The following is a 26,558-nucleotide window of genomic DNA, read 5'->3' as shown; positions in this document are numbered from 1 at the left end:
AGGATGGACCCGGCTGACGGGCACCATCCTTTTTTTGCTAAGATACTTGATGAACGGCAGAAATCTCATCCAAAAATTCATCTATTGCTTTTTCGTACTCTTCTTTGTTCTCGTTGTAGGACTGTGCATGCAGTCCGTTCACGGCCAAAAATAATTTTTTGCTTCCGCTCTTTTTATCAAAAAGTTCCTGTGTCATCGAGGACAAGATGTAATCGTCCGGAACGCTGTGAATGAATAAAACCGGTTTATGAATATTTTCTATCACAGAGCGGGGAGAAATATCTTTTAGGGAATATCCTTCACGAACCTTAAGGAATAGATCGGCCAGCGGAAGGAGCAGCCTTCCGACCGGCAGTTTGACTTCCTTGGCCATCCGGTAGGACAGTTGTTCCCCGAAGTCGGAATACGGGCAGTCCGCAATATAAAAATCAGCCCGGTCTTCAAGAGAACCCGCATATAGAAGCATAGTGGCAGCTCCCATGGATTCACCGTGAATACCAAAGAAGACATCCTCCCCCTGTCGTTTGATCAGCTCATCCACGACTGCTTTCAGATCTTGCTTTTCAAAGAACCCGTAGCTTGAGGTTTTTCCCCCTGATTCCCCATGCCGGCGGTGATCATAGACAACCGCATTGAATCCCTTCTTAAGAAAATAATTCATGTATTTTAATGAGTTTAGCTTATTCTCGGTTACACCATGGCAGAAAATCATATATTTATTCCCTGGGTTCGGGTGTACAAACACCGCTTTAATGTTGTAGCCGAAAGGAGAGGGGATACTGACTTCTTCCTTTGGAAGTGCATTGTATTCTTCAAGATTAAGGCGCCCTGCTGAGATTTCCCGCTGAAGGACGACCTGTTCATCTTTCTTTTTCAGATACATAAACTGGTTGGTTAAAAAAACGCCGAGTCCCGCGGCAGCTGCAATAGCTCCGCCGACTGCCGGCAGCCATTTTTTCATGATAAAATCCTCCAAAAATAAGTTAAGTATATTTTACCACTACATAAATAAATTAGGCACAAAAAACTGTTGGCGTTTATGGCCCAATGAGAGTCGCAGGAAGAGAAGATGTTGGCCCATAAACCGAGAAAACGGCCCAATGAGAGTCGCAGGAAGAGAGGATGTTATCCCATAAACTAAAAACGCCGGTCCCAAGGCAGCCAGCACCAGTCACCTAGAAAAAGAAATAACCGGACCGCAAACCGCGGCCCGGTAAAAAATCATTCAGTACTTATTGCTCGGAATTCTGACGGTTAGTCGGATGGACCGCCTTTTCAAGCTCTTCTTTTGAGATTACATTCTGCACCGTATCAGCATTGGGTTTCCCTTTTTGGCTGAATCCCTTTTCGCGTTTTTGACTCATGTTAGCCTTCCTTTCCTAAATAAGATATAGGATTAGGATGCACAAGGAAGTGAAGGATATTCAGCTTATTGAGCGGAAGAATGCAGCTTGTAATAACCGGTATCGATCGTACGGGAAAGGTGAGGTGCCACAATATTGACTGCAGCTGCAAGGCCGTCGAGATCGACTCCCGTTTCGATTCCCATTTGCTGAAGCATATAGACGACATCTTCGGTTGCAGCATTGCCTGATGCCCCGGGAGCGAAAGGACAGCCGCCAAGGCCGCCGGCAGAAGTATCGAAACGGTCAACGCCAGCCTGCAGGGTGGCAAGGATATTAGCAAGCGCCATTTTACGCGTGTCATGGAAATGGGCGGTCATTAAGACATCCGGCAGGGAGTTTTTCAACAGGGAGAAAAGCTCAAAGGACTCCTTGGGGTTGGCCATGCCGATTGTATCCGCGACACTTAATTCATCTACACCCATTTCAACAAACTCCTTGCACAGCTGCAGAGTTTCCTGAGGAGGAATTTTTCCTTCATAAGGGCAATAGAATGAGGTAGAGATGCAGGCGCGGACAAAGTAGCCTTTTCCTTTTAACTCGCTGACAATCGGCCGCAATTCTTCAAGGCTTTCCGATGTCGTCTTGTTGATGTTTTTCTTGTTGAAGGTGTTGCTGACGCCGACAAAAACAGCAACTGCTTTTCCTTTTGTTTCAAGGACGCGGTCGACGCCTTTTCGGTTTGGGGCCAGTACGATGTCCCGATCGCTGTCCAGGCAGGCTTCCACGATTTCACTGGCATCCTTCATTTGAGGCACCCATTTTGGCGAGACGAAGGAAGTAAGCTCCATCTCTTTCAAGCCGGCGTCTTTAAGAGCTCGGATGAATTGGATTTTCGTTTCGGTGGGGACAAAGTTTTTTTCATTTTGCAGGCCGTCCCGGGGGCCGACTTCAATCATCGTCACTTTTTTCGGTAAGTCCATTGAAATTCCTCCAGATCCATAAATAAGTTCTACTATCATTGTAGAAAAATTCAGATTTAAAAATCAACTATAAATTTTTTGACGAATTAAAAGGAATTTAAGCGCTTACATAGAAACCATTATAAGTACATGCAAAAAATGCGGACAGCTTGCTGCATTTTGATGAAAGTTCTGAAACATAAGGAGGACAAAAGAACATGACGAAGGAAGTAGTAATCGTGAGTGCAGTCCGTACTGCCATTGGCAGTTTCAACGGATCTTTAAAGGATATCTCAGCGCCTGAGCTGGGAGCGATAGTAATCAAGAATGCGCTGGAGAAAGCAGGGGTATCGGCCGGTGATGTGGATGAAGTCATCATGGGAAATGTCCTGCAGGCAGGACTTGGACAAAATCCTGCAAGGCAGGCAGCATTGAAAGCCGGAATGCCGGAAACAGTTCCAGCCATGACCATAAATAAAGTATGCGGATCCGGTTTAAAGACAGTCCATCTGGCTGCCCAGGCGATCATCGCAGGTGATGCAGATATCGTAGTAGCCGGGGGAATGGAGAACATGAGCCAGGCGCCGTACTTGCTGAAGAATGCAAGGAACGGTTATAGAATGGGAGACGGAAAGGTAGTCGACAGCATGATCTCTGACGGATTATGGTGTGCGTTCAATGATTATCATATGGGGATGACGGCTGAAAACCTTTGTGACCGCTACTCCATTTCAAGGGAAGAGCAGGATGAGTTTGCTGCCTGGAGCCAGGAAAAAGCAGCAGCGGCTATGGAAGAAGGGAAATTTGACAGTGAAATCGTGCCTGTCGAAATTCCTCAAAGAAAAGGGGATCCGATTGTTTTCAAAACAGATGAATTCCCACGCAAAAGTTCAACAGCAGAAAAATTGGGAGGCTTGAGGGCAGCCTTTAAAAAAGAAGGAAGTGTAACGGCTGGAAATGCATCCGGTATCAATGACGGCGCAGCAGCTGTAGTAGTAATGTCAAAAGAGAAGGCGGAAGCATTGGGCATCACGCCGCTAGTGACCATCAAAGCAAATGCCAATGCGGCTGTAGACCCGGCGGTAATGGGGATCGGTCCTGTTACGGCAGTCAAGAATGTCTTGGAAAAATCAAGCCTTTCACTATCGGATATCGATCTGGTTGAAGCGAATGAAGCATTTGCAGCTCAATCACTGGCGGTTGACCGTGAGTTGAAGTTTGATAAAGAAAAGCTGAATGTAAACGGCGGAGCGATCGCATTGGGCCATCCAATCGGCGCAAGCGGCACGCGCATCCTTGTTACCCTGATTCATGAGATGGGACGAAGGGACGCCAAGCGCGGATTGGCCACACTTTGCATCGGCGGCGGACAGGGCGTAGCGACAATAGTAGAGAAAGCATAAACCTAGTGCAGAGGAGGAAAAGGGATGAAACAAGTATATACTTCTTTTAACGAAGCCATTGCAGATATTCAAGATGGTGCGACGTTGATGGTCGGTGGATTTGGATTGTGCGGAATCCCGGAGAACCTGATTCTTGCCCTTGTTGACAAAGGGGTAAAAGACTTAACCGTCATTTCCAATAACTGCGGAGTTGATGATTGGGGTCTTGGACTGCTTTTGCGCAATAAGCAGATTAAGAAAATGATAGGTTCATATGTTGGGGAAAATAAAGAATTTGAAAGACAGGTGCTCTCAGGGGAGATAGAGGTTGAACTGGTTCCTCAAGGGACACTTGCCGAGAAAATCCGCGCAGGCGGTGCAGGGATACCTGCATTTTATACACCAGCTGGAGTCGGCACCCCGATTGCAGAAGGAAAAGAGACCCGTACATTCAACGGCAAGGAATATTTACTGGAGGAAGCCTATACGGCTGATTTCAGTCTTGTCCGTGCTTGGAAAGGCGATAAAATGGGGAACTTGATTTACAACAAAACAGCGAGGAATTTCAATCCGATGATTGCTGCCGCTGGCAAAGTGACGATAGCAGAGGTGGAAGAGCTCGTTGAAACAGGGGATCTTAATCCAAATGAAATCCATACACCGAGCATTTATGTTCAGCGTATCATTCAGGCAGAACAGGAAAAACGGATTGAAAGAAGAACGGTCAGCCAATAACTAGGATCAGCTGGAAAGGAGAGAACAAGATGGATCGCGCAAAAATGAGAGAAAAAATTGCCAGAAGAGCAGAGAAAGAGATACAGGATGGATTCTACGTCAACCTTGGAATCGGAATGCCGACTTTGGTTGCCAACTATATTTCCGACAACAAGCAGGTTGTCCTTCAATCGGAAAATGGACTGCTTGGAATTGGCCCTTACCCTTCAGAGGAAGAGGTAGATGCCGATTTAATCAATGCCGGTAAAGAAACAGTCACGGCTATTCCGGGATCTGCTTATTTCGACAGCTCGGAATCCTTTGCCATGATCCGCGGCGGCCATATCAATATAGCTATCTTGGGAGGAATGGAAGTTTCCGAGAAAGGCAATCTGGCCAACTGGATGATCCCTGGAAAAATGATTAAAGGGATGGGCGGAGCCATGGACCTTGTTCATGGAGCCCAAAAAATCATCGTCATCATGGAGCACGTCAATAAAAACGGCGAGGGGAAAATCCTGAAAGAATGCACCCTGCCATTGACAGGTGAAGGTGTCGTGAACAGAATCATCACCGACAGAGCAGTCATTGATGTCACTGAAAGTGGCTTGGTACTGAGAGAAGTTGCAAAGGGCTATACAGTCGAAGATGTGACATCTACAACAGAACCAGAGCTGATCATCGATGACAATCTCAAAACAGACGCATTTTAATAGTCAAAAAGAGAAGCACAGCGCTTCTCTTTTTTTATATTTTTGATAAAATGATTTTACGTTAAAAGGTTGTGTTCATTTTTTAATATGGCTCCATTTTAAAAGATTTTTGCTTTTGCAATAGTTTTTTCACTGGGCTGATTGTAGCGGAAGGTTGCGATCTCTTGCGGGACTAGCGGGACAGGTGAGACCCCGCAGGCGCAGCCGAGGAGGCTCAGCGCCCGCCCCGCGGAGTCGCGCACCTGGAGCGGAAATCAACTAACCCATCCATTTGCAACAGTCTATTACGAAAAGAGCCTTTCAATAAACAAGAATTATAAAAATGAAGGGTATAGAATTATTTAATCTCAAGGAGGAAAACGGCATGAAGAAAAAACAAAGACAGCAAAAGCGTCCATCCTCAAAAAATAACGATGAACTGACGTTGAAAGATACATTGCAATCGGATGTGTTTCAAGCACTGAAAGATAAGAAGAAAGAGCTTGAAAAAGCAGAAAGCATCCGACAAGAAGAGGAAGCGGAACGAAAAAGGGAAGAAGCAAGGCAGCGTGAGAAAAACAAGTCTTTCGAGGAGCTGCTTGGAGAAACCAATATGAATTGGAAGGACTTCAAATAGTGGCCAGGAAAGTGGAGGTGACTCCATATAACCATCAATGGAAAGATCAATTCTTTCATGAAAAGCAGAGGCTGGACCGGGTCTTTCACGGAAGCTATGCTGTTGTTCATCATATTGGCTCAACATCCGTTGAAGGACTGGCCGCAAAGCCAATTATCGACTTCCTGATCGTGGTGCAGGATATAAATATTGCAGATGAGAGAACCTCAGAGTTGGAAGATTTAGGGTATATAGCCAAAGGGGAAAATGGCATTCCTAATCGCAGATACTTTTTCTTGGAAAATGAAAATGGAGAAAGACTGTACCATGTACATGTCTTCCCATCAGGCAGCGAAGAAATTGAAAGACACCTGGTTTTTCGTGATTACTTGAGAACATTCAAGGATGAAGCAGAGAAATATGGCAGGTTGAAAAGCGGATTGGCTGCCAAGCATCCAGAGGATATTGATGCGTACATAGAAGGGAAGAATAGTTTTGTCCAGGAGATGGAAAGGAAAGCGATGGATTGGGGAAGAAAACACGACTAGAAACTGGTCGTGTTTTTGTTATTTTATTTAAAAAAGTAATACGGGTTCCCCCTTCCGCAAAAAAGCCATTCCAAAATCCAGGAATGGCCGGGGAGCTTTATCAGATACGGTGTTGTTCATAGACACTGTCCTTGGTGATATCCTTCAAGAATTGTCTTTCTTCACTGGTCAATGGGTCTGCCTTGGCTGCTTTTGCATTCTCACGCACCTGCTCAACAGAACTTGCCCCTGGAACCACTGCAGACACTTCTTCGTGGCTCAAGATATACTGCAGGGCAATTTCATTCATGGACCTGCCGGAAGCCAGTTTATCATGGATGGTCCCAAGCACATCTTGAAGTTCTCGGTAGGAGTAGTCAAGATACCCTTGTTCTTCCATTTTTGCGGAAGCTTTTTCAAGCATTTTCTCACTTAATAAGCCTTTTGCAACAGGCCCTCTAGTTACTACGCTGATGTTTTTTTCTTTTAGAAGAGGAAATACTTCTTCCGGACGCCGGTCCAATAAACTGTACTGCATCATTACTGAAACAATATGGGAAGAATCAGAGAAACGCTTGATGACATTGGGGCGGATGGAAGAGATACCATAGTATCGGATGATCCCCTCCTGCTTCAGCTCTTCGAAGGCTTCAATCGTTTCTTCAGAAGCATCATCGATGGTGCCGCCGTGAAGCTGAAAAAGGTCGATGTAATCCGTTCCCAGCCTTTTTAAACTCCGCTTTGCCGCTTCCTTTATATAATCTTTGGAAGGGTCCCATCGCCAGCCATCCTCCACATCATCCCAGCGATTTCCAGCCTTTGTGGCAATGACGACTTTGTCTCTTACTGCTTTAAGAGCTTTACCGACAATCTGTTCATTTTCACCGAAAAAGTAGAGGTCGGCTGTGTCAAAATAGTTGATGCCTTCGTCCAAAGCTGCTTCAATGATAGGCTGTGCTTTCTCTGGATTTTTCCCAAGAGACATGCAGCCCAATCCCATTCTGCTTACTGACAAATCTGAGTTGCCTAATCGTCGATTTTCCATTGTTTCCTCCCATCCTTTCATTCGAACATTTATGGATATTGTACCGGATAAAGAGGGAGGAAACCAATTTACTGTTTGGTCGTTTGATTTGCAGCATTAATCCAGTCTTGAACATATTCAAACTCATTACAGTACTCTCGCAGCTTTGCTTTGATTTCCCAAGCTTTTCCTGAAAGAATGAACCCTTTTGGATGAATTGTGACTTTCATGTATAACCCCCCGTATCGTATTTGAAACTGAAACAGAGTAATATGTGGTGATGTGAAAAAGTCCGGTGTGTGATTAATCTATATTCATAAAAGGAAATAGTATGAGTGAAGCAGGATGGAAGGGATAGGAAAGAATATTTGATATAATGAACAAATCAATGAAAGAGTCAGAACAGGAGTGTAATGATGAAAAAATTCGAAGAAAAGACTTTAAAAACAGAGAAAATCTACGAGGGGAAAATTATTGATTTGCAAGTCGATGAAGTCAGCCTCCCTGATGGTAAAACTTCCAAGCGGGAATTGATTAAACATCCGGGAGCGGTTGCGGTTATCGCCCTGACACCGGAAGGTAAAATTGTAATGGTAGAACAATACCGGAAGGCGCTGGAGCAATCGATTGTGGAAATACCGGCAGGGAAGTTGGAAAAAGGCGAAGAGCCTGCCAAGACTGCTGAAAGGGAGCTGGAAGAAGAGACAGGCTATGCATGCAAGAACATGAAGCCCCTTATTTCTTTCTATACGTCGCCTGGATTCGCTGATGAGTTGGTTCATCTTTTCATAGCAGAAGATATTTATAAATTGGAAAAGCCCAGTGCGGCTGATGAAGATGAATTCGTCGAGCTGCTTGAAGTAACCCTGGAGGAAGCCCGGAAGATGATCGAAGAGAAGCGGATTTATGATGCAAAAACAGCGTATGCCGTTCAGTACCTTCAATTGAAAGAGGCAATGAAGGGAGAATGAGGGAATACTTTGCAGACCTGCATGTTCATATCGGAAGGACTGCCGGCGGCCGTGCGGTGAAAATTACCGGATCACGGACTTTGACCCTGTATAATATTTTGAGATATTCAGGCTTTCCAAAAGGTCTTCATATGACCGGTATCATCGATTGCCATTCTCCGGAAGTCATTCAGGAAATAGAGTCCTTGATTGAAGAGGGAGAATTAATGGAATTGGAAGACGGAGGTTTTCAGCACAAGAACGGCTTGGTCCTGATACCGGGAAGTGAACTGGAAATATATGATGAAAACTGTAAGGGACCAATCCATGTCCTTGCCTATTTTCCAGGCTTAGAGGAGTTGAAGTCCTTCTCGGAATGGCTGAGCGGCAGGGTGACAAACATTCATCTCAGTTCACAGAGGATCTATGCAGAAGGAATAGAATTACAGAAGACAGTGAAGGAGATGGGAGGCCTCTTTATCCCCGCCCATATTTTCACCCCCTTCAAAAGCCTTTATGGGAAAGGGGTAACTTCTTCATTAAGCGAGGTATTCTTGCCTGAAATGATTGATGCGGTTGAGCTTGGTCTGAGCAGTAATACGGACATGGCAAACAAAATCCCGGAACTTCATGGATACCCTTTCCTGACAAATTCGGATGCCCATTCACTGCCAAAGATTGCAAGAGAATATACTTCGGTTCAGATGGAAGCTCCCTCTTTTAAAGAACTGGAAATGGCATTAAAGAATCAGGAAGGCCGTAAGATTGCCGCAAATTATGGACTTGATCCTCTTTTGGGAAAATATTATGAAACAACGTGCAGCAGCTGCGGCGTCATCATACCTGATGAGGCGGAGGAATGTCCGGATTGTGGTCATACCAAGAGAGTAAGGGGAGTAAAGCATCGAATCGCCGATTTATCAATGGATATACCACGTCCTGACAGACCCCCGTACATTCCGCAGGTCCCGCTGGAATACATTCCGGGCCTTGGTCCCAGGACCATGGAAAAGCTGCTTGATCACTTCGGTACTGAAATGGATATACTGCACTTTGTCCCAAGGGAGAAAATTGCAGAGGTAACGACAGGAAAGCTTGCAGAAGCTATCCATAAAGCCAGGACCGGTGAACTGTCCATACATGCTGGCGGGGGTGGAAGATACGGAAGAGTTTCCAAAGACTGAGAAAGAGAGGACAATGCCGCAATTCAGGCATTGTCCTCTCTTTATTTTTTCAATTTTAGGAAGTCACTTATCATCTTCACGTGTTCCTGTTTGGGATAGGTGTTGTATAGTGCTCCGAATAGTCGGGCTGGATCGCCGAAAAAGTATCGTTCATATTGAGTTTGTCTGGTGCCAAATGGACTCATTGTCAGGTCCCAGGCCAAACGGAATATTCTTGTTTTGTCTTCGGCAGAATGATTGGCTCCTTGAAGATAATGCCCAAGAGCCGGTCCTATTTCTGAATGGAAGGCTTCTTCAGTCGGGAGAGTGACCAATCCGCTTGCCCCGATCAGCTGGATGATTTCAGTAAACCTTGGATAGATTTTTGGGAAAATATTATTGGCCACACGAAGAGGGGTGATGCAGGGCCGCATGAACCCCCATTCATCAAGCTTTGCATCGTTCTCTGACTTCTCAAGAAGGGCTTTCATCGTCTCAAGGCCGATTATGATTTCAGAAAGTTTTTCTTGTATATGGTGATATTCGCTTACATTAATCATTTCCGTCATCAATTGGGCTGTCCCGAGAATGAACTCCGTCTTTACGATCTGCCTGATAAGCACTTGATGAGAGGCGAATTCATGGAAAGAGCTTTGTAACACCAAGGTGTTGGAAGCGTCGGGATTATCATAAAAAAATACACGCTCCCAGGGAACCAAGACGTCATCAAACACTAGAATCGTATCCATTTCTTCAAACCGTGAGCTGAGGGGGGAATCAAAATGGGAACTGCCGCCAACAAAAGATTCCCTGCAAATAAACTTTAATCCCTTGGTATCAGAAGGGATTGAAAAGGCGAAAGCCTCTCCGGTTTCGTATAAAAGTTTGTTTGGGGCACTGAAGACCAGGACCTCGTCGCTTAAACCTCCTTGTGTTGCCAGCAGGCGGGCTCCTTTGATAATAAGGCCTTCTTCATTTTTTCCCACCACTTTTGCCGATATTGGCTGATCGGAGTCATCATCAAAATATCCCTGTGACCGGTTGACTTGAGGGGTTACAAAAGTATGTGTGAAAGATAAGTCCTTTTCCCTTGCGAGTTCGTATAAAGACAGGAAATGTTCAGGAAAACAATTCTCTTTTCCTTTCAAGATATTCGCCGATGAAGCAAAACTCATGATGACAGTGTTTAAATAGTCAGGGCTTCTGCCCATCATCCCGCCTGTATGTCTAGCCCAGCGTTCAATCATACTTCGTCTCTTTAACAAATCTTCTTTCGTCTTTGGCTGCAGAAAAGAAAGGCCGACAAGATTATTTGTAGCCGGGGAAAGATATGTCATTTCTTTTATGTGTTCAGGATCTGTCTGAAGGTCGTACAGGGAAGCCTTTGTTTGAACAATCCCTTTGAATGCAGGGTGTTCTGAAATGTTCTCTTCAATTTTCTTACCATTGTACCAAATTTCAGTATTCATTCGATTAAGCCGGTTGATAAATGTTTTTCCATTAATGGCTCCCAAGTGGTTCATCCCCCCGTTCTTAAAAGTTTGCAACAGTACTAGTCGGTTCATTATATTCCCTGTTGTTATTGTCCGTTCGGGCATAAACCATAGGAGGCCATATAGATTCCATTTTTTAAAATGCTGTTTTACTTCAGTCCCATTCATCTGCCAAAACTGAATAAATGCAAGTGTTTCTAAGCTCCTTGCCATCCGCGCTTAATGAGTTCTTCCGAAGAATCCCTTCCAGCTTATAACCGAGCCGCTCAGGTATCCTCCGGGAAGCAAGATTCAACTCATCACAGCGGATTTCCACTCGATTAACAGCAATGTGCTTAAGGGCAAAGGAGGTCAACTCGTTAACAGCTTCTGTAATATATCCTTTACCACTGTGGGAGGAGACCCCCCAATAACCGATTTCAATAGTCCCTGTGTTCCAGTCCAAACGGTGAAATCCCGTTGAACCCACGAGTTCACCGCTGTCTTTCTTGTATATATGCAGCCTGAAATCTTTTCTTAAAATAAATTGAGCATATGACTCCCGTATGCCTTTCTCAACTTCTTCGATGGTCGGTTCCTTTTGGGCAAACGGCATCCATTCCGCCAGGGTTTTAATAGAAGAATTGATAGCTTTGTGGACCATGACCCCGTCTCCGGGCTTGCATGGTTTTATGTATAACCTGTCTGTTTCGATAACCTCCGGAAAGTCCAGCAGTATTCGGTCCATTGTATCCCTCCTGATTATCAGAAAATTATATCGAATTCAGCAGAAGGCGGCAATACCCCTTAAAGATAAATATCAGACGTGAACTCTATTCTCGAATAGACATAATTGCTAGATTCACCACATAGTATCTAGTAATACGCTATTAGGAGGAAAAATCAATGCGAAAGGGAATCTCAGCAAAAAATCCAATAATTGAACATGTACAGTCACATTCCTCTATCTATTTGTTTATACTGACTCTGTTCTTAATGGGTGTCATTTTCGGGGCAGTTGTCGTAAACAGCCTGTCCTTTACTCAAAAAGAAGATTTGTATTTTTATCTGGGACAGTTCTTTGGGGAAATAGCAGATGGGAAAATTGCTTCAGCAGAAGACTTGTTCCGGCAGAGTTTTCTTCATAATGTTAAATATTTAGGATTTATGTGGATACTGGGGATTTCCATTATCGGCCTTCCGCTTATTTTCATCCTGTTATTCATGAAGGGAGTTGTGATCGGTTTTTCGGTAGGGTTTTTAGTTAATCAAATGGGGTGGAGTGGTTTTCTGCTTTCATTTGCAACGGTACTGCCGCAAAACATTGTCATCATTCCGGCCTTCATTTTCATAGGAGTAATCAGTGTCAGCTTTTCTTTGACATTGATCCGTAAGATATTCATGAAACTTTCTCCGCACTTGCAAGTGCAGATGGTGCCCTTGCTTTCGAGATATGTGCTGGCATTTGTTCTTGCGATTGCAGTTGTAACAGTAGCCGCTGGTATCGAAGCCTACATTTCTCCGAATTTGATGAAGACAATGGTGAATCTTTCTAATAAATAATGATTGTAATTTAATAGTAATTATAAACACTACTTTATAATAATTTTATTTTGCTTATTCCTCCCTTTTTGTTATAATAATGGAGACATTGACGAGGGAGGGAGACGGATTATGGAAAGCCGAATAGACCGTATAAAGAAGCAGCTTTCTTCTGCGAGCTATAAGCTGACACCACAGCGAGAAGCGACAGTAAGAGTTTTGTTGGAAAATGAAGAAGATCATCTCAGTGCAGAAGATGTATACCTCCTCGTTAAAGAAAAATCTCCCGAAATTGGATTAGCGACTGTCTATCGGACATTAGAGCTTTTGACAGAATTGAAGATTGTAGACAAAATAAATTTCGGCGATGGTGTATCGAGGTATGATCTCCGTCAAGAAGGAGCCGCTCATTTTCACCATCACCTGGTGTGCATAGAATGCGGAGCTGTTGATGAAATCCAAGAAGATCTTCTTGAAGACGTGGAAGCGGTTGTTGAAAGAGATTGGAAGTTTAAAATAAAAGATCACCGCCTTACATTTCATGGCATTTGCTACAGGTGCCAGGATAAATCAGATAATGAATAAGAAAATGATTAGAAATCAGGGAGCTGGCCAGTATGTTGTCAGTTCTTTTTGTTTTATTTAGTTGGTGTCTATTGTACCTGCAGTGACTGTTTTCGGAAAAGAACTAGAATTTTTAAAAGGGCATGGTATAAATCACGCCATTTTCGTCATAGCTTGTTAGAAAGAACGTTATTGGAGGACAGGCGTATGATTCAAACAGGCATGAAAACAATTTGGCACACAATTAAAGTATTTATATTGTTTACGGGCTCTACGATTCTTTTTTACTATGGTATTATGTGTATAAGTGAAGAATATGAGAGCTATCACAGGTATGATGAGCCGGAAGGTGCTGCCGTCAAGGTATTCCAGACTGTTTCAGAGGAGGAACGCAGCTGGACTGACCGGCTATTACTTTTTTACATGAATGGGGAGTAATGAAGCTTGGAGAGCCGACTACAAGATTTTATCCATTTTTTGATTGTTGAGAAGGGTCTGGCCAAAAATTCAGTAGATTCCTATCAACGAGACTTGAAAAATTACATGAAATTCATTCAAAAAGTGGACTCAGCAGAAAACTGGAACGAAGTACAAAGAGTCAATATTACAGGATTTCTCGGCCACTTGAAAAATGAGGGGAAGTCTTCGAAGACGATTGCAAGGCATGTGGCTTCCATACGGTCTTTTCACCAGTTCCTGCTGCGTGAAAAAGTGACAGATCAAGATCCTTCTATACATATAGAGTCTCCAAAGATGGAGCGTTCACTTCCGAAAGTGCTCAGTATAGATGAAGTGGAAGCTTTGCTGGAAGCACCTCAGGAAAGTACGCCTCTTGGAATCAGGGATAAAGCGATGCTCGAGGTCCTTTATGCGACTGGAATCCGTGTATCTGAGTTGATCAGGCTTAAAATGGAGGATGTGCATCTGAAAATGGGTTTTGTCAGATGTATAGGAAAAGGGAACAAGGAACGGATCATCCCTATAGGAAAGACGGCCATTTCAGTGCTTGAAAAGTACCTGTTGGAAGGCCGGCCGAAATTGGTCAGTAAAAAGCATAAAGATGATTCCCTCTTTTTGAACCATCATGGAAAAGGATTGTCCAGGCAGGGGTTTTGGAAGATTTTAAAAGGACTGGCTGCAGAAGCCAGGATTTCAAAGGAGCTCACACCGCATACCTTAAGGCATTCCTTTGCAACCCATCTGCTTGAAAATGGAGCTGATTTAAGGGCAGTGCAGGAAATGCTGGGACATGTGGATATATCCACAACTCAAATTTATACCCATGTGACAAAGACAAGGATGAAAGATGTCTATTCGAAATTTCACCCGCGGGCCTAAAGGCCGGCGGTTTTCTTGTTTTAAATAGCAAACAGAAGAATAGAAGACATCAACAGGCATGTAAACGCTTGTATTTTCAGGACAGCAGATTTAAAATAAGGTTGTCTGACTTCTGACAAATCTTCTTTTGGTTATGAGAGGGTAAACAGGGTATTATAAACCTATTAATGACTATATTTAAGAATGGATAAAAGATGCCAATAACCTTATCCAAAGAAGCAATAAATCAATGAAGGAGGAAGAGACAAATGAGCAATTATACATACAAACGAATCCATCTGGTTGTCATGGACTCTGTTGGGATCGGGGAAGCACCGGATGCGAAAGAATTCAACGATGAAGGTGCGGATACCTTAGGACATATCGCTGAACATATGAACGGATTGAATATGCCTAATATAGCTAAGCTCGGATTATCCAATATCCGTGAAATCAAAGGTATTGAAAAACAGGAAACGCCTTTGGCTTATTACACAAAAATGGAAGAGGCTTCTGTAGGGAAGGACACGATGACAGGCCACTGGGAGATCATGGGCCTGAATATCAGCCAGCCATTTAAAGTATATCCAGATGGTTTCCCGGAAGAGCTATTAAAGGAACTGGAAGAAAAAACGGGAAGGCCAGTCATCGGCAATAAGCCGGCAAGCGGAACAGCGATCATCGAGGAGCTTGGGAAAGAACATATGGAAACAGGCGCGCTGATTGTCTATACATCCGCTGACCCTGTGCTTCAAATCGCTGCACACGAAGACATTGTTCCTATTGATGAGCTATATAAGATTTGCGAAATTGCAAGAGAATTGACTAAAGAAGAGAAATACCTGGTTGGAAGGGTAATTGCTCGTCCATTTGTCGGTGAACCAGGGAATTTCCAGCGTACATCAAACAGACATGATTACGCATTGAAGCCATTTGAGCGAACAGTAATGAATGAACTCAAGGATTCAGGATATGATGTCATCGCGCTCGGGAAGATTTCTGATATTTACAATGGCGAAGGTGTAACGAAATCAGTGAGGACCAAGCATAATATGGACGGAATGGATCAAATGGTCAATTCCTTTGAAAAAGATTTTACAGGATTGAGTTTCCTGAATCTGGTAGACTTTGATGCCTTGTTCGGTCATCGCCGCGATCCAGAAGGTTACGGGAAAGCATTGGAAGAATTCGACGCCCGTCTTCCGGAAGTATTTGAAAGAATGACGGACGACGATTTGCTGATCATTACAGCGGATCACGGAAATGACCCGGTTCATCATGGAACAGACCATACAAGAGAGTATGTTCCTCTTCTCGTTTATTCTAAGCGGATGAGCGGCGGGAAAGAGATTCCGGTCCGAAAGACGTTTGCGGATATTGGGGCAACAGTGGCAGACAACTTCAATGTGAAGCTGCCGAAATATGGAGAAAGTTTCTTGAAAGAAATCACTAAGGAGTCATAAACATGAAATTTGGACAAATAGAGAATGCAGCAGATTTTTTGAAGAATAAATATACAGGAAAGCCGGAAATCGGCCTGATTCTGGGCTCTGGATTGGGCGTACTTGCAGAAGAGATTGAAAATCCGGTTGTCGTACCGTACAAAGAAATACCTGATTTCCCTGTTTCGACTGTAGCAGGGCATGCAGGCCAATTGGTATTCGGACAGCTGTCTGGAAAAGAAGTTGTTGCGATGCAAGGGAGATTCCACTATTACGAAGGTTATGGATTTGATAAAGTGACATTCCCAGTGCGTGTCATGAAGGAACTGGGAGTGGAATCCCTGATTGTAACGAACGCAGCAGGCGGCGTGAATGAATCCTACGAACCTGGTGACTTGATGATTATTTCCGATCATATCAATAATATGGGAGGAAATCCGCTGATCGGTCCTAACGATGACCGCCTCGGTGTCCGATTCCCGGACATGTCAGAAGCTTACAGCAGATCTTTGCGGGAGCTTGCAAGGTCAGTAGCAGAAAAGCTCTCCCTGAAAGTACAGGAAGGCGTTTATGTTGGCAACACCGGTCCTGTTTATGAAACACCGGCCGAGGTTCGCATGCTCAGGACACTGGGAGGGGATGCAGTGGGAATGTCCACTGTGCCGGAAGTCATTGTGGCCAGACATTCAGGGTTGAACGTCTTGGGGATTTCCTGCATTTCTAACATGGCAGCAGGAATCCTTGATCAGCCTCTTACCCACGATGAAGTGATTGAGACAACCGAAAAGGTCCGTGCAAATTTCCTTGATTATGTAAAATCAATTGTTAAATCAATGTAAGAAAGAATACTTACAGGATAGAATCTGTATGACCACTATGTTTTGAGGTGAATGGAAATGAGAATGGTTGATGTTATTGAGAAGAAACGCGATGGAAAAGAGCTGACCTCAGAAGAAATCAATTTTTTTGTTGAAGGGTACACCGATGGAAGCATTCCGGATTACCAGGCCAGTGCTTTGACAATGGCAATCTTCTTTCAGGGAATGTCTGAAAGAGAAAGAGCCGATCTGACCATGGCCATGGTCAAATCGGGAGATCAAATCGATTTATCAGCTATTGAAGGAGTCAAGGTTGATAAACATTCAACAGGGGGAGTCGGCGATACAACCACTTTAGTACTCGGACCGCTTGTAGCTGCAGTCGGGGTTCCGGTAGCCAAGATGAGCGGGCGCGGCCTGGGGCATACTGGGGGAACCATCGATAAATTAGAAGCAGTACCAGGCTTTCATGTGGAAATCGATAATGATGAATTCATCCGGCTTGTGAATGAAAATAAAATTGCTGTCATAGGGCAGAGCGGGAATCTTACTCCAGCAGACAAAAAATTATATTCACTGCGTGATGTGACTGCAACGGTCAACAGCATTCCTTTAATTGCTTCTTCCATCATGAGCAAAAAAATTGCTGCAGGTGCCGATGCCATCGTCCTTGACGTAAAAACAGGGGCAGGAGCCTTCATGAAAGATCTGGATGATTCCAAAGAACTGGCACAGGCGATGGTCAACATCGGGAATAATGTCGGACGGAGAACGATGGCCGTCATTTCAGATATGAGCCAGCCCCTTGGGTTTGCTATCGGGAACGCCCTTGAAGTAAAAGAAGCCATCGATACTTTGAAAGGTGAAGGGCCGGAAGACTTGACTCAGCTTTGTTTGACTCTTGGAAGCCATATGGTCTACCTTGCCGATAAAGCGGAATCATTGGAAGAAGCACGTGAAAAATTAATCTCGGCCATGAAGGATGGTTCAGCGTTGAACAGCTTCAAACTCTTCTTGAAATCACAGGGCGGGGATGAAACTGTAGTGGATGATCCTGAACGTCTGCCGAAAGCTTCACATGTATTCGAACTGGAAGCAAAACAAGACGGATATGTTTCGGAAATCGTTGCCGATTCAGTCGGCACTGCCGCAATGTGGCTTGGGGCAGGGAGAGCTACTAAGGAATCAGAAATCGATCTAGCGGTAGGTTTGGAGCTCAGAAAGAAAATTGGCGACAAAGTCCAAAAAGGCGAATCCCTTGTCACCATCCACAGCAACACTCAAGACATAGAAGATGTGCAAAATAAACTGTACGAAAGCATTAAAGTGACAGAAAGCAAAGTGGAAGCCCCTGTTCTCGTTCATGGGGAAATTAAAGAAACAGAATAATTCCACTCAATATAAAAAAAGAAGGCCGAATCATAATGATTCAGGCCTTCTTTTTTGTCAATTTCGAGGTTCATCTTTAATAAAAATCAAACCGTTTATAAACAGAAGTAACTTGAAGGGATAAATGACTATTTAAGAAAGCAGCACGAAACATGTAGGGTTGGAGCGGAAGGTGTACGACCTCCTGCGGGATCAGCTCGACAGGTGAGACCCCACAGGCAAAGCCGAGGAAGCTCACCGCGAGCCCCGCGGAGTCGTGCACCTGGAGCGGAAATCCCAGAACTTCTATTTAGTCTCGATTCTAATTTAAAAATCATTGGAAATCACTGTATAAAAAAGATAAGGATGGAAAAAATGGGGCTATGCCTGTTATGAAATTTTTACATTGAATGGAGGACCTGGAATGAAACGAATGATATCGGCCATCCTTATGTTAGTATTGATCACTTCCACCTTTGCTCCGTTTGCTTCGGCAGAGGAGAAGCAAACAGAATTAGCTGCAGGTGCCAAATCTGCTATTTTGATTGAAAGAGACACTGGATCAGTTTTATATGATAAAAACAGTCATGAAAAACTGCCGCCGGCATCCATGACAAAAATCATGACCATGATCTTGATTATGGAGGCAATCGAAAAAGGCCAAATCAAGTGGGAAGACAAAGTAAGAACCAGTGAATATGCTGCATCAATGGGCGGTTCGCAAATTTTCCTTGAGCCCGGCGAAGAAATGACGGTGAAAGAAATGCTGCTGGGCATTTCTATCGGATCGGCAAATGACGCATCAGTTGCGATGGCAGAGCATATTGCGGGCAGTGAAGAAGGATTTGTAGAAAAAATGAACAGTAAAGTGAAGGATTTGGGACTGAAGGATACTCACTTCAAAAATCCGACTGGACTGCCGGCAAGTGACCATTTTAGTTCAGCACATGATATGGCGATGATGGCCAAGGAGTTATTGAAACATCAAGAAATCACCAAGTTTACTGGAACATATGAGTCCTATCTGCGTGAAGATTCGGATAAAAAATTCTGGCTTGTGAATACAAATAAATTGGTTCGTTTTTATCCGGGAGTGGACGGATTGAAAACCGGATTCACAAACGAGGCAAAATATTGTCTGACGGCGACAGCCAAGAAAGATAATATGAGAGTCATTGCAGTTGTATTTGGAGAGCCGACACCTAAAGACAGAAATGCTGAAATCAGCAAAATGTTCGACTATGCCTTCAGCCAGTACCAGACGAAACCTTTGTTTGAAAAAGGAGCAAGTGTGGGCAAAACGAAAGTTTCAAAAGGAAAAGCAAAAGAAGTTGAAGCGATGACGAACGAACCTATCTCACTCTTGGCGAAAAAAGGTGAAAAGCTTGACGGTATTGAGAAAAAAGTGAAGCTTGATAAATTGAAGGCTCCAGTCAAAAAAGGGGACACAATCGGCAAACTGGTCATCGAAAAAGATGGAAAACAGCTTTCCGAAACACCTCTGATTGCTAAAGAAGATGTCCCGCAGGCAAGCTTCTGGCAGCTATACAAGCGTGCGTTCGGCATGTTCACCAAAAGCGGAAACTAGAATATATGCCTCCTTTATAAAAAAATCAGCATAAAATGTCTAATTTCTTCTAGTTTTGTCTTGTAGAAGGAAATTTAGAATACTAAGTAGAATTGACTCACTATACGACAGAGAAGGAGGCCTGTGAATAGTGAGTCTTACTATTGGTCTAGAAGTTAAAAGTGATGTTCTTTGCATTCGTCTCAGCGGAGAACTGGATCACCACACAGCAGAACAGTTGAGGCAGCAAGCCTCTCAGTTGATTGAAGAGCATGGAATAAAGCACATCGTACTGAATATGGAAGCCCTCGGATTTATGGACAGCTCGGGTCTTGGTGTGATTTTAGGAAGATATAAGCAAATCAAGCAAAAACATGGAGAAATGGTCGTCTGTGCAATATCCCCGGCAGTCAAACGATTATTTGAGATGTCAGGTCTATTCAAAATCATTCGTTTAGAGCCGTCTGAAGAAAATGCATTACAAAGTTTGGGGGTTGCATAAGATGAAAAATGAAATGAACATCCAATTTAGTGCAGTAAGCCAAAATGAATCGTTCGCACGGGTAACGGTAGCTTCTTTCATCGCTCAACTTGATCCGACGATGGACGAATTGACTGAGATCAAGACCGTGGTTTCAGAGGCTGTGACGAACGCCATTATTCATGGTTATGATAACAACCCAAACTGTTTTGTCTATATCACAGTTAAAATGGAAGACGGCTTTATTGATATGGAAATCAGGGATGACGGTATCGGCATCCAGGATGTAGAGGAAGCCCGCCAGCCGTTATTTACAACCAAGCCGGAGCTCGAACGATCTGGAATGGGCTTTACAATTATGGAAAACTTTATGGATGAAATTGAAGTGAGTTCGCAACCGGGAGCAGGCACAACCGTTCGTTTAAAAAAGCATTTAGCTAACAGTAAAGCGCTATGCAATTAAGGAGCCATGCTTATGGATGTGGAAGTTAAGAAGGACAAAGAGCAGAGCTTTTTAAAGGATACAGAGGTTAAAGAGCTCATACAGCGCAGCCAGGAAGGTGACCAGTCAGCCAGGGATACGATTGTCCAAAAGAATATGAGACTGGTATGGTCGGTAGTTCAGCGCTTCTTGAACCGGGGCTATGAACCCGATGACCTTTTCCAAATCGGGTGTATCGGTCTATTAAAATCAGTGGATAAATTCGATCTGTCATACGATGTTAAGTTTTCAACCTATGCCGTTCCGATGATCATTGGTGAAATCCAAAGGTTTATAAGAGACGACGGCACAGTAAAAGTAAGCCGGTCATTGAAAGAAATGGGGAACCGGATCCGCAGGGCAAAAGATGAATTATCAAAAACACTGGGCAGAGTTCCGACTATCAATGAAATTGCGGCTCACCTGGAACTATCGCCGGAAGAAATCGTCATGGCACAGGAAGCAAGCCGGGCACCATCATCCATTCATGAGACTGTATATGAGAATGACGGTGACCCGATTACCCTCCTCGATCAAATTTCCGACAACTCAGACCAGAAATGGTTCGATAAAATTGCATTGAAGGAAGCAATAAGGGAATTGGATGAGAGGGAGCGGCTGATTGTCTACCTCCGCTACTACAAGGACCAGACCCAGTCTGAAGTCGCTGACCGGCTGGGAATATCCCAGGTCCAGGTCTCCAGGCTGGAGAAAAAAATACTTCATAATATGAAAGAAAAAATGAATTTGACTTAAATGATGGAGCAGACCGCCTTTGGTGGTTTGCTCCTTTTTGTTTTCAGCCAAAAAACCAGCAAATTAACACAGTTAGCAATTATTGGCTTCATGAAATTTTTGTCTGAAATCCATACTATTTATACAAGCAGGAAAATAATGTTGACCAGGGAGTGATAAGGATGGAAGGATCAGTATATATTCGGCTGAGGCACAGGCTGCAGGTAAGACCGGAAAGCAGTATCCTGCTTGAAAATACTGCCCAGATCATCGCCCCTGAACATTATCTTCAGGACATTCGGAAGATCGTTCTCCATAAGGTGACGGAAGAGGATAAGAACATCATCATTCTTGATCTGATGAGAGTGATTTCGCAGATTAAAGCGGTGCTTCCTGATGTGGATGTTCAAACGATCGGTCCTTCCCAGACCATTGTTGAAGTGGTGTATAAGCGGAAAAAGGTATCGCCGGCGCTGTTTGCTGCTGTCTGGCTCTTGCTTTTTATCGGTGCTGCCATGGCAATCATGAATTTTCATGAAGATGTAAGTATGCGAGAAGTGCATCAGCGCCTTTATCTGATGATGACAGGTAAGGAAGACCCGCATCCCTTATTGTTTCAGGTTCCTTATTCCTTCGGTTTGGGTTTAGGGATGATTTTATTTTTTAACCATGTGTTCCGGAAAAGAATCAATGAAGAACCAAGCCCGCTTGAAGTCGAAATGTTCAACTATCAGCAGGACCTCGATCAATATGTGATTATGCATGAAAATAAGGAAAGCATGAAGCATCTCGATGACCATTAACATCCTTTTGTTAGGTTTCGTCGGGCTTGCCGGAGGACTTGCTGTAGGTTCTGGTTTAGTAGCTTTTTTAACGGTGCTTGGTATCATCCCCCGTTTGACCCAGCTGACAAAAACAATGAAAATGATTCATTTCTATGAATGGGCCGTCGTGTTTGGTGCAGTGATAGGGAGCATCTTCAGTCTGAATGAATTCACTCTTGCATTTTCGCCGTTTTTTCTTGTTCCGATGGGGCTGCTGAGCGGTATTTTTGTAGGAATGCTTGCAGCTGCATTGACGGAAGTGTTGAATGTCCTGCCGATTCTCACAAAGAGAATCGGGATCAATGACCGCATCATTACTCTTTTAATGGCCATCGTACTTGGAAAAGTAATTGGGTCACTGTTTCACTGGATCTATTTCGTCCGCCTATAAACCTTGAAAGGAGAGCTCTTATGGCAAAAAAGAAAAATGTAATACTCGTCACTGATGGAGATGAATATGCCAGAAGAGCAATTGAAACAGCGGCAAAGCAATATGGTGCCCGCTGCATCTCAAGGTCTCAAGGGAACCCCTCGGTACTTAAAGGGCGTGAAATAGTTGAGTTGATTAAGTCAGCAAAAGGGGATTTGGTGTTTGTCATGTTTGATGACAGTGGATTTCTTGGGGAAGGCAGCGGTGAAACAGCGATGAAATACGTTGCCGGATGCAATGAATTTAACATTCTTGGAGCCATCGCTGTGGCGTCCAAAACTAGACAGGCTGAATGGACCAAGGTGGATGTTTGCGTGGATAAATTTGGAGAGCTTACTCCCTATGGGGTGGATAAATTCGGTGTCCCGGAAAATGAAATAGGGAGGCTGAATGGTGACACAGTATACTGTTTGGACCAATTAAACCTGCCGATTGTCGTCGGTATTGGAGATATTGGGAAAATGGCAAAAAAAGACCATTTTTCTCGTGGAGCTCCTATAACAAAAAAGGCAATAGAAATCATACTTGAAAGGAGCGGTTATCATGCCAAGTAAGGAAAGAGAAAAAACGCCTATACCGGAAGACCTCGGACAGCTGGAAAAACTGATGATTGACACCACAGGGTTGAACACGAGTTTTGATCTTGGTGTTAGGAAGCTGAAGATCCTTAAAAAAGATGTTCATTTCTATTACGTTAATGGATTATGTGACACACAATTTATCATGAGAATCGTTGAAGATCTCGTCGAGGTAAATGACCATGAACGCCTCTCTTCCAAACTGTATGAAATTGTCCAAAATCGGATTCCGCACCAGTCGGTCCAGCCGGTTAAAACAGTTGAAGAAATGGTTGATGAGGTGTTGTGCGGGCTTATCGCTTTTGTAGTGGAAGGTGAGCAGCAAGCGCTGATTGTGGATGTGAGGAGCTATCCCGGAAGACAGCCGCAGGAACCGGATACAGAGAAAGTTGTCCGCGGTTCACGCGATGGGTATGTGGAGAATATTATAGTCAATACTGCTTTGACAAGAAGAAGGATTAGGGATCCCCGTTTAAGATTCGAGATTTTCAGGATTGGAGAAAGGTCCAAAACGGATATATCAATCGCCTATATAGATGACGTTGCCAATCCTTCACTAATCAAAGTCATTAAACAGGAATTAAAGAATATAAAGATAGACGGATTGACAATGGCGGATAAAACCGTTGAAGAGTTTCTGGTTAAACAAGGGTACAATCCATATCCTCTGGTCAGATATACAGAAAGGGCTGACATCGGTGCCACCCATTTGCTTGAAGGGCACGTACTCATATTTGTCGATACTTCACCGAGTGTAATCATAACACCGACAACATTCTTTCATCATATGCAGCATGCGGAAGAATACCGTCAGTCGCCTGCAGTCGGTACATTTGTCAGATGGGCCAGATTTGTGGGGTTGATTGCCAGCTTATTCTTGCTGCCGCTATGGTATTTATTTGTTCTGGATCCTTCCCTGCTCCCGCCGCAGCTAGAGTTTATAGGGCCGAATGAGGAAACGAATATACCGGTCATTGTACAGTTGTTAATGGCAGATCTGGGTATAGAATTTTTGAGGCTGGCCGCCATACATACCCCGACACCGCTTTCAACGGCAATGGGGTTAATCGCAGCTGTATTGATTGGCCAAATTGCCATTGATGTAGGGTTGTTTGTCCCTGAGGTCATTTTGTATGTATCAGTAGCTGCAATTGGTACATTCTCTACACCAAGTTACGAGTTGAGTGTAGCCAATAAACTATTCAGGCTTGCTTTATTAATAGTAGTTGCTTTGTTCCATATTCCTGGTTTAGTAATCGGAACAACCGTATTCTTCCTGTTGTTAGTAAGAATACGCTCATTAAACACACCTTATTTATGGCCTTTCCTGCCATTCAGCCCTAAAGCATTTATGCAAATCATTATCAGGCGCTCAGTTCCTGGGTCAAAAATCAGGCCGAGTATCGTTCAGCCCAGAAATAAATATAAACAGCCCGCAAAGTCCCGTTAGGATTGCAACCCTCTTCATTCTGTGATAAATTTACTTTTAATTACTAAAGCGATAAAGTTGTCAAAGGGATGAGAAGAATGCATTTTAACGGAACAGCCGGGATCAACGGTCAGAATCACCTTGAAATCGGGGGAGTCGACACTGTTGAGTTGGCGAAAGAGTATGGAACACCGCTTTATATTTATGACGTTGAATTAATCAGGGAAAGAGCAAGAGGTTTTAAAGATACATTTGAAAAGCTTGGAATCAAGGCACAGGTTGCCTATGCCAGCAAAGCATTCTCGTCAGTGGCTGTTTTTCAACTTATGAATGAGGAAGGGCTGTCTCTGGATGTTGTTTCAGGAGGAGAGCTTTTCACGGCAATGAAAGCAGGTTTCCCTGCAGAGCGTATCCATTTCCATGGAAACAATAAGAGTGAAGATGAACTGCGTATGGCTCTTGAACATAAAATCGGCTGTATTGTTGTTGATAATTTCTATGAATTGCAGCTGTTGGAAAATGTCTGTAAAGATATGGGACAAAGTATGGATATTCTTCTGAGGGTAACACCTGGAATCGAGGCTCACACCCATGACTATATCTTGACAGGCCAAGAGGACTCCAAGTTCGGCTTTGGTCTGGAAAATGGACAGACAGAGGAAGCACTGATGAGATCTGTAAAATCTGACTACCTGAATGTGCTTGGGCTTCATTGTCACATTGGCTCCCAAATATTCGAAACTACAGGTTTCGTTTTGGCTGCAAGTAAAATTATCGGGAAGCTTGCTGACTGGAAAGATAAATATGGCTACTCAGCGGAGGTTTTGAACCTTGGCGGAGGTTTTGGAATCAGATATACTGCTGAAGATGATCCAATTCCAGCTTCTCAATATGTCGAGGAAATTATTTCGGAAGTACGAAAAAAGGCTGAGGATTTCAACTTGGATATGCCGGAAATCTGGATTGAACCCGGCCGTTCCCTTGTCGGGGATGCCGGGACAACTCTATACAGTGTAGGCTCAAGCAAAGAGGTGCCGAATATCAGAAAATACCTGGCTGTAGACGGTGGCATGAGTGACAATATCCGTCCTGCATTATATGAGGCTAAATATGAAGCAATCCTTGCAAATAAAGCAGGGCAGCCGGTTCAGGAAACGGTCTCGATAGCGGGTAAATGCTGTGAGTCCGGAGATATGCTTATATGGGATCTGCCGCTTCCTGAATCGACACAGGGAGATATCCTCGCTGTCTTCTGTACAGGTGCCTATGGATATTCAATGGCGAATAATTATAACAGGATTCCCAGACCGCCGGTGGTCTTTGTGGAAAACGGGGAGGCAAGGCTTGTCGTGAGAAGGGAAAGCTTTGAAGACCTTGTTAAGCTGGACTTGTCCCTTAACGACTAATATCTTATAGCAGAGGCGGACAGCAAGCTGTGTCTGTCTCTTTTTTTGTTTCTTTTCGAAAGGGTGTCACCCCTTGCCGATCTTTTAAATCCATAGAAGGAGCTGCACGATTATGAGAAAGAAAAATATAATGTTATTCATCCTGTTCTTGATCCTTTCTCTTGGATGGGGCGTAATTTACTGGATGTTTTTCGCAAGTTGATGTGCCGCTCTCTGGCAGATAAATGCGAATAATGTTGAATAATTTGCTTAATTTTAGTAAGATAATAATCGGTTAACATGATCACGGAAAAGAATATAAAACATTGTGCAGTACATGCACAAATTATAACGAGGGGTCTTTTATGCTTATACGTTACAAAAAAGCTTTTGAGAAAATTGCTATGGGGTTGCTGTCTTTTATGCCGCAGGAAAAGGATTTGAAAAAGCTGCAGCAGACGATGCTGAATTATGAGCAGGAAGATGACTGGCAGTTATTTCTGTGGAAAGATGAAGATATTGTCGGCTTGATAGGTGTCGTTGTTGGCGAAGAAGCAATTGAAGTAAGACATATATCGGTCAATCCTTCGCACCGGCATGAGGGGATAGGAAAAGCAATGCTTAGAACCTTAAGTGACATCTATTCCAATAAGGTATTAAAGCCGAACGAACATACCGCTGCATTTTTTGAAAAATGCCATTTGGATAATAATAAAGATCAGGAAGTATAATATCGGCGTTTTATGAATTCT

31 protein-coding genes are annotated in these 26,558 nt (G+C 43.7%); 24 read left to right on the top strand and 7 right to left on the bottom strand.

All coding sequences use genetic code 11. The features are described from left to right. Nucleotides 1–37: 37 nt before the first annotated feature. The 3 genes from ACOJQI_RS15385 to ACOJQI_RS15375 all read right to left on the bottom strand — a co-directional run bounded on the left by ACOJQI_RS15385 (nucleotide 38) and on the right by ACOJQI_RS15375 (nucleotide 2,326). Nucleotides 38–961 (bottom strand): alpha/beta hydrolase, encoded by a 924-nt coding sequence (locus ACOJQI_RS15385; RefSeq protein WP_421379408.1) that lies wholly within the window; start codon nucleotides 959–961, stop codon nucleotides 38–40. Nucleotides 962–1,232: 271 nt separating this feature from the next. Beyond that, the gene (locus tag ACOJQI_RS15380) at nucleotides 1,233–1,364 is read right to left on the bottom strand and encodes a hypothetical protein (RefSeq protein ID WP_421379405.1); all 132 of its coding nucleotides are present in this window, start codon (nucleotides 1,362–1,364) and stop codon (nucleotides 1,233–1,235) included. Between the two features lie 65 nt (nucleotides 1,365–1,429). Continuing rightward, nucleotides 1,430–2,326, bottom strand: a complete 897-nt coding sequence (locus tag ACOJQI_RS15375; RefSeq protein WP_421379403.1) for a hydroxymethylglutaryl-CoA lyase — start codon at nucleotides 2,324–2,326, stop codon at nucleotides 1,430–1,432. A 197-nt stretch (nucleotides 2,327–2,523) separates the two neighbouring features. On the opposite strand from ACOJQI_RS15375, the gene ACOJQI_RS15370 reads away from it, so the two are divergent. The 5 genes from ACOJQI_RS15370 to ACOJQI_RS15350 all read left to right on the top strand — a co-directional run bounded on the left by ACOJQI_RS15370 (nucleotide 2,524) and on the right by ACOJQI_RS15350 (nucleotide 6,257). Then, complete coding sequence (locus ACOJQI_RS15370) at nucleotides 2,524–3,708, top strand: acetyl-CoA C-acetyltransferase (RefSeq protein WP_421379401.1); 1,185 nt, start codon at nucleotides 2,524–2,526, stop codon at nucleotides 3,706–3,708. 24 nt (nucleotides 3,709–3,732) lie between these two features. After that, complete coding sequence (locus tag ACOJQI_RS15365; protein ID WP_421379399.1) at nucleotides 3,733–4,422, top strand: CoA transferase subunit A; 690 nt, start codon at nucleotides 3,733–3,735, stop codon at nucleotides 4,420–4,422. A 29-nt stretch (nucleotides 4,423–4,451) separates the two neighbouring features. After that, nucleotides 4,452–5,114: a CoA transferase subunit B gene (locus ACOJQI_RS15360; protein WP_421379397.1), complete on the top strand. Its 663-nt coding sequence runs from the start codon at nucleotides 4,452–4,454 to the stop codon at nucleotides 5,112–5,114. 364 nt (nucleotides 5,115–5,478) lie between these two features. Further along, nucleotides 5,479–5,730: a DUF3886 domain-containing protein gene (locus tag ACOJQI_RS15355; protein ID WP_421379395.1), complete on the top strand. Its 252-nt coding sequence runs from the start codon at nucleotides 5,479–5,481 to the stop codon at nucleotides 5,728–5,730. Then, nucleotides 5,730–6,257: a GrpB family protein gene (locus ACOJQI_RS15350; protein ID WP_421379393.1), complete on the top strand. Its 528-nt coding sequence runs from the start codon at nucleotides 5,730–5,732 to the stop codon at nucleotides 6,255–6,257. Before ACOJQI_RS15355 ends, ACOJQI_RS15350 begins: the two co-directional genes overlap by 1 nt. A 100-nt stretch (nucleotides 6,258–6,357) precedes the next feature. Here the strand turns inward: ACOJQI_RS15350 and ACOJQI_RS15345 are convergent, their stop codons facing one another. Both ACOJQI_RS15345 and mciZ read right to left on the bottom strand, forming a co-directional pair. Further along, nucleotides 6,358–7,281, bottom strand: a complete 924-nt coding sequence (locus ACOJQI_RS15345) for an aldo/keto reductase (protein ID WP_421379391.1) — start codon at nucleotides 7,279–7,281, stop codon at nucleotides 6,358–6,360. Nucleotides 7,282–7,349: 68 nt separating this feature from the next. Continuing rightward, nucleotides 7,350–7,490, bottom strand: a complete 141-nt coding sequence (gene mciZ / locus ACOJQI_RS15340) for a Z-ring formation inhibitor MciZ (protein ID WP_421379389.1) — start codon at nucleotides 7,488–7,490, stop codon at nucleotides 7,350–7,352. A 186-nt stretch (nucleotides 7,491–7,676) separates the two neighbouring features. Here mciZ and ACOJQI_RS15335 point away from each other — a divergent pair, with 186 nt between their 5' ends. Together ACOJQI_RS15335 and ACOJQI_RS15330 are read left to right on the top strand one after the other, a co-directional pair. Continuing rightward, nucleotides 7,677–8,231, top strand: a complete 555-nt coding sequence (locus ACOJQI_RS15335; RefSeq protein ID WP_421385485.1) for an NUDIX hydrolase — start codon at nucleotides 7,677–7,679, stop codon at nucleotides 8,229–8,231. After that, nucleotides 8,228–9,394, top strand: coding sequence for an endonuclease Q family protein (locus ACOJQI_RS15330; protein WP_421379387.1), 1,167 nt, complete (start codon nucleotides 8,228–8,230; stop codon nucleotides 9,392–9,394). The genes ACOJQI_RS15335 and ACOJQI_RS15330 overlap by 4 nt, the downstream gene beginning before the upstream one ends. A 41-nt stretch (nucleotides 9,395–9,435) precedes the next feature. Here ACOJQI_RS15330 and hpaB read toward each other — a convergent pair whose 3' ends face one another. Together hpaB and ACOJQI_RS15320 are read right to left on the bottom strand one after the other, a co-directional pair. Continuing rightward, nucleotides 9,436–10,887: a 4-hydroxyphenylacetate 3-monooxygenase, oxygenase component gene (gene hpaB / locus ACOJQI_RS15325; RefSeq protein WP_421385484.1), complete on the bottom strand. Its 1,452-nt coding sequence runs from the start codon at nucleotides 10,885–10,887 to the stop codon at nucleotides 9,436–9,438. A gap of 133 nt (nucleotides 10,888–11,020) precedes the next feature. Continuing rightward, nucleotides 11,021–11,593, bottom strand: coding sequence for a GNAT family N-acetyltransferase (locus ACOJQI_RS15320; protein ID WP_421379385.1), 573 nt, complete (start codon nucleotides 11,591–11,593; stop codon nucleotides 11,021–11,023). A 158-nt stretch (nucleotides 11,594–11,751) separates the two neighbouring features. Here ACOJQI_RS15320 and spoIIM point away from each other — a divergent pair, with 158 nt between their 5' ends. The 17 genes from spoIIM to ACOJQI_RS15235 all read left to right on the top strand — a co-directional run bounded on the left by spoIIM (nucleotide 11,752) and on the right by ACOJQI_RS15235 (nucleotide 26,537). Continuing rightward, a complete protein-coding gene (gene spoIIM / locus ACOJQI_RS15315) occupies nucleotides 11,752–12,408 on the top strand; it encodes a stage II sporulation protein M (protein WP_421379383.1) in 657 nt (218 codons plus the stop codon). Between the two features lie 111 nt (nucleotides 12,409–12,519). Beyond that, the gene (locus ACOJQI_RS15310; RefSeq protein ID WP_421379381.1) at nucleotides 12,520–12,972 is read left to right on the top strand and encodes a Fur family transcriptional regulator; all 453 of its coding nucleotides are present in this window, start codon (nucleotides 12,520–12,522) and stop codon (nucleotides 12,970–12,972) included. 186 nt (nucleotides 12,973–13,158) lie between these two features. Beyond that, nucleotides 13,159–13,389 (top strand): YqzK family protein, encoded by a 231-nt coding sequence (locus ACOJQI_RS15305; RefSeq protein ID WP_421379379.1) that lies wholly within the window; start codon nucleotides 13,159–13,161, stop codon nucleotides 13,387–13,389. 6 nt (nucleotides 13,390–13,395) lie between these two features. Then, complete coding sequence (xerD, locus tag ACOJQI_RS15300) at nucleotides 13,396–14,289, top strand: site-specific tyrosine recombinase XerD (RefSeq protein ID WP_421379377.1); 894 nt, start codon at nucleotides 13,396–13,398, stop codon at nucleotides 14,287–14,289. Nucleotides 14,290–14,537: 248 nt separating this feature from the next. Next, on the top strand, nucleotides 14,538–15,731 hold the full coding sequence (gene deoB, locus ACOJQI_RS15295) for a phosphopentomutase (protein WP_421379375.1): 1,194 nt from the start codon (nucleotides 14,538–14,540) through the stop codon (nucleotides 15,729–15,731). A gap of 2 nt (nucleotides 15,732–15,733) precedes the next feature. Further along, nucleotides 15,734–16,549, top strand: a complete 816-nt coding sequence (locus ACOJQI_RS15290) for a purine-nucleoside phosphorylase (RefSeq protein ID WP_421379373.1) — start codon at nucleotides 15,734–15,736, stop codon at nucleotides 16,547–16,549. 57 nt (nucleotides 16,550–16,606) lie between these two features. Further along, nucleotides 16,607–17,917 (top strand): pyrimidine-nucleoside phosphorylase, encoded by a 1,311-nt coding sequence (locus tag ACOJQI_RS15285; RefSeq protein ID WP_421379371.1) that lies wholly within the window; start codon nucleotides 16,607–16,609, stop codon nucleotides 17,915–17,917. A gap of 403 nt (nucleotides 17,918–18,320) precedes the next feature. Then, nucleotides 18,321–19,484: a D-alanyl-D-alanine carboxypeptidase family protein gene (locus ACOJQI_RS15280; protein ID WP_421379369.1), complete on the top strand. Its 1,164-nt coding sequence runs from the start codon at nucleotides 18,321–18,323 to the stop codon at nucleotides 19,482–19,484. 130 nt (nucleotides 19,485–19,614) lie between these two features. Continuing rightward, nucleotides 19,615–19,965 carry an anti-sigma F factor antagonist gene (gene spoIIAA / locus ACOJQI_RS15275; protein ID WP_421379367.1) on the top strand — a complete coding sequence of 117 codons (351 nt, stop codon included), beginning with the start codon at nucleotides 19,615–19,617 and terminating at the stop codon, nucleotides 19,963–19,965. A gap of 1 nt (nucleotide 19,966) precedes the next feature. Beyond that, nucleotides 19,967–20,407 carry an anti-sigma F factor gene (gene spoIIAB, locus ACOJQI_RS15270; RefSeq protein ID WP_421385483.1) on the top strand — a complete coding sequence of 147 codons (441 nt, stop codon included), beginning with the start codon at nucleotides 19,967–19,969 and terminating at the stop codon, nucleotides 20,405–20,407. 12 nt (nucleotides 20,408–20,419) lie between these two features. Next, nucleotides 20,420–21,181 carry an RNA polymerase sporulation sigma factor SigF gene (gene sigF / locus ACOJQI_RS15265; RefSeq protein WP_421379365.1) on the top strand — a complete coding sequence of 254 codons (762 nt, stop codon included), beginning with the start codon at nucleotides 20,420–20,422 and terminating at the stop codon, nucleotides 21,179–21,181. A gap of 161 nt (nucleotides 21,182–21,342) precedes the next feature. After that, nucleotides 21,343–21,963: a stage V sporulation protein AA gene (locus tag ACOJQI_RS15260; RefSeq protein WP_421379363.1), complete on the top strand. Its 621-nt coding sequence runs from the start codon at nucleotides 21,343–21,345 to the stop codon at nucleotides 21,961–21,963. Beyond that, nucleotides 21,953–22,375 (top strand): stage V sporulation protein AB, encoded by a 423-nt coding sequence (locus tag ACOJQI_RS15255; RefSeq protein WP_421379361.1) that lies wholly within the window; start codon nucleotides 21,953–21,955, stop codon nucleotides 22,373–22,375. The genes ACOJQI_RS15260 and ACOJQI_RS15255 overlap by 11 nt, the downstream gene beginning before the upstream one ends. Nucleotides 22,376–22,395: 20 nt before the next feature. Continuing rightward, complete coding sequence (locus ACOJQI_RS15250; protein WP_421379359.1) at nucleotides 22,396–22,968, top strand: stage V sporulation protein AE; 573 nt, start codon at nucleotides 22,396–22,398, stop codon at nucleotides 22,966–22,968. Continuing rightward, entirely contained in the window at nucleotides 22,958–24,442 is a 1,485-nt protein-coding gene (locus tag ACOJQI_RS15245) for a spore germination protein (RefSeq protein WP_421379357.1), read from the top strand. Before ACOJQI_RS15250 ends, ACOJQI_RS15245 begins: the two co-directional genes overlap by 11 nt. A 77-nt stretch (nucleotides 24,443–24,519) precedes the next feature. Then, entirely contained in the window at nucleotides 24,520–25,827 is a 1,308-nt protein-coding gene (gene lysA, locus ACOJQI_RS15240; protein ID WP_421379355.1) for a diaminopimelate decarboxylase, read from the top strand. Nucleotides 25,828–26,171: 344 nt separating this feature from the next. Beyond that, nucleotides 26,172–26,537 (top strand): GNAT family N-acetyltransferase, encoded by a 366-nt coding sequence (locus tag ACOJQI_RS15235; RefSeq protein ID WP_421379353.1) that lies wholly within the window; start codon nucleotides 26,172–26,174, stop codon nucleotides 26,535–26,537. Nucleotides 26,538–26,558: the final 21 nt, after the last annotated feature.

It is taken from the genome of Bacillus salacetis, assembly GCF_049177075.1.
In the GTDB taxonomy this organism is placed as follows: domain Bacteria; phylum Bacillota; class Bacilli; order Bacillales; family Bacillaceae_B; genus Rossellomorea; species Rossellomorea salacetis_A.
The sequence above is the reverse complement of the archived record's forward strand: the minus strand, read 5'-3'. Positions and strand labels throughout refer to the sequence as shown.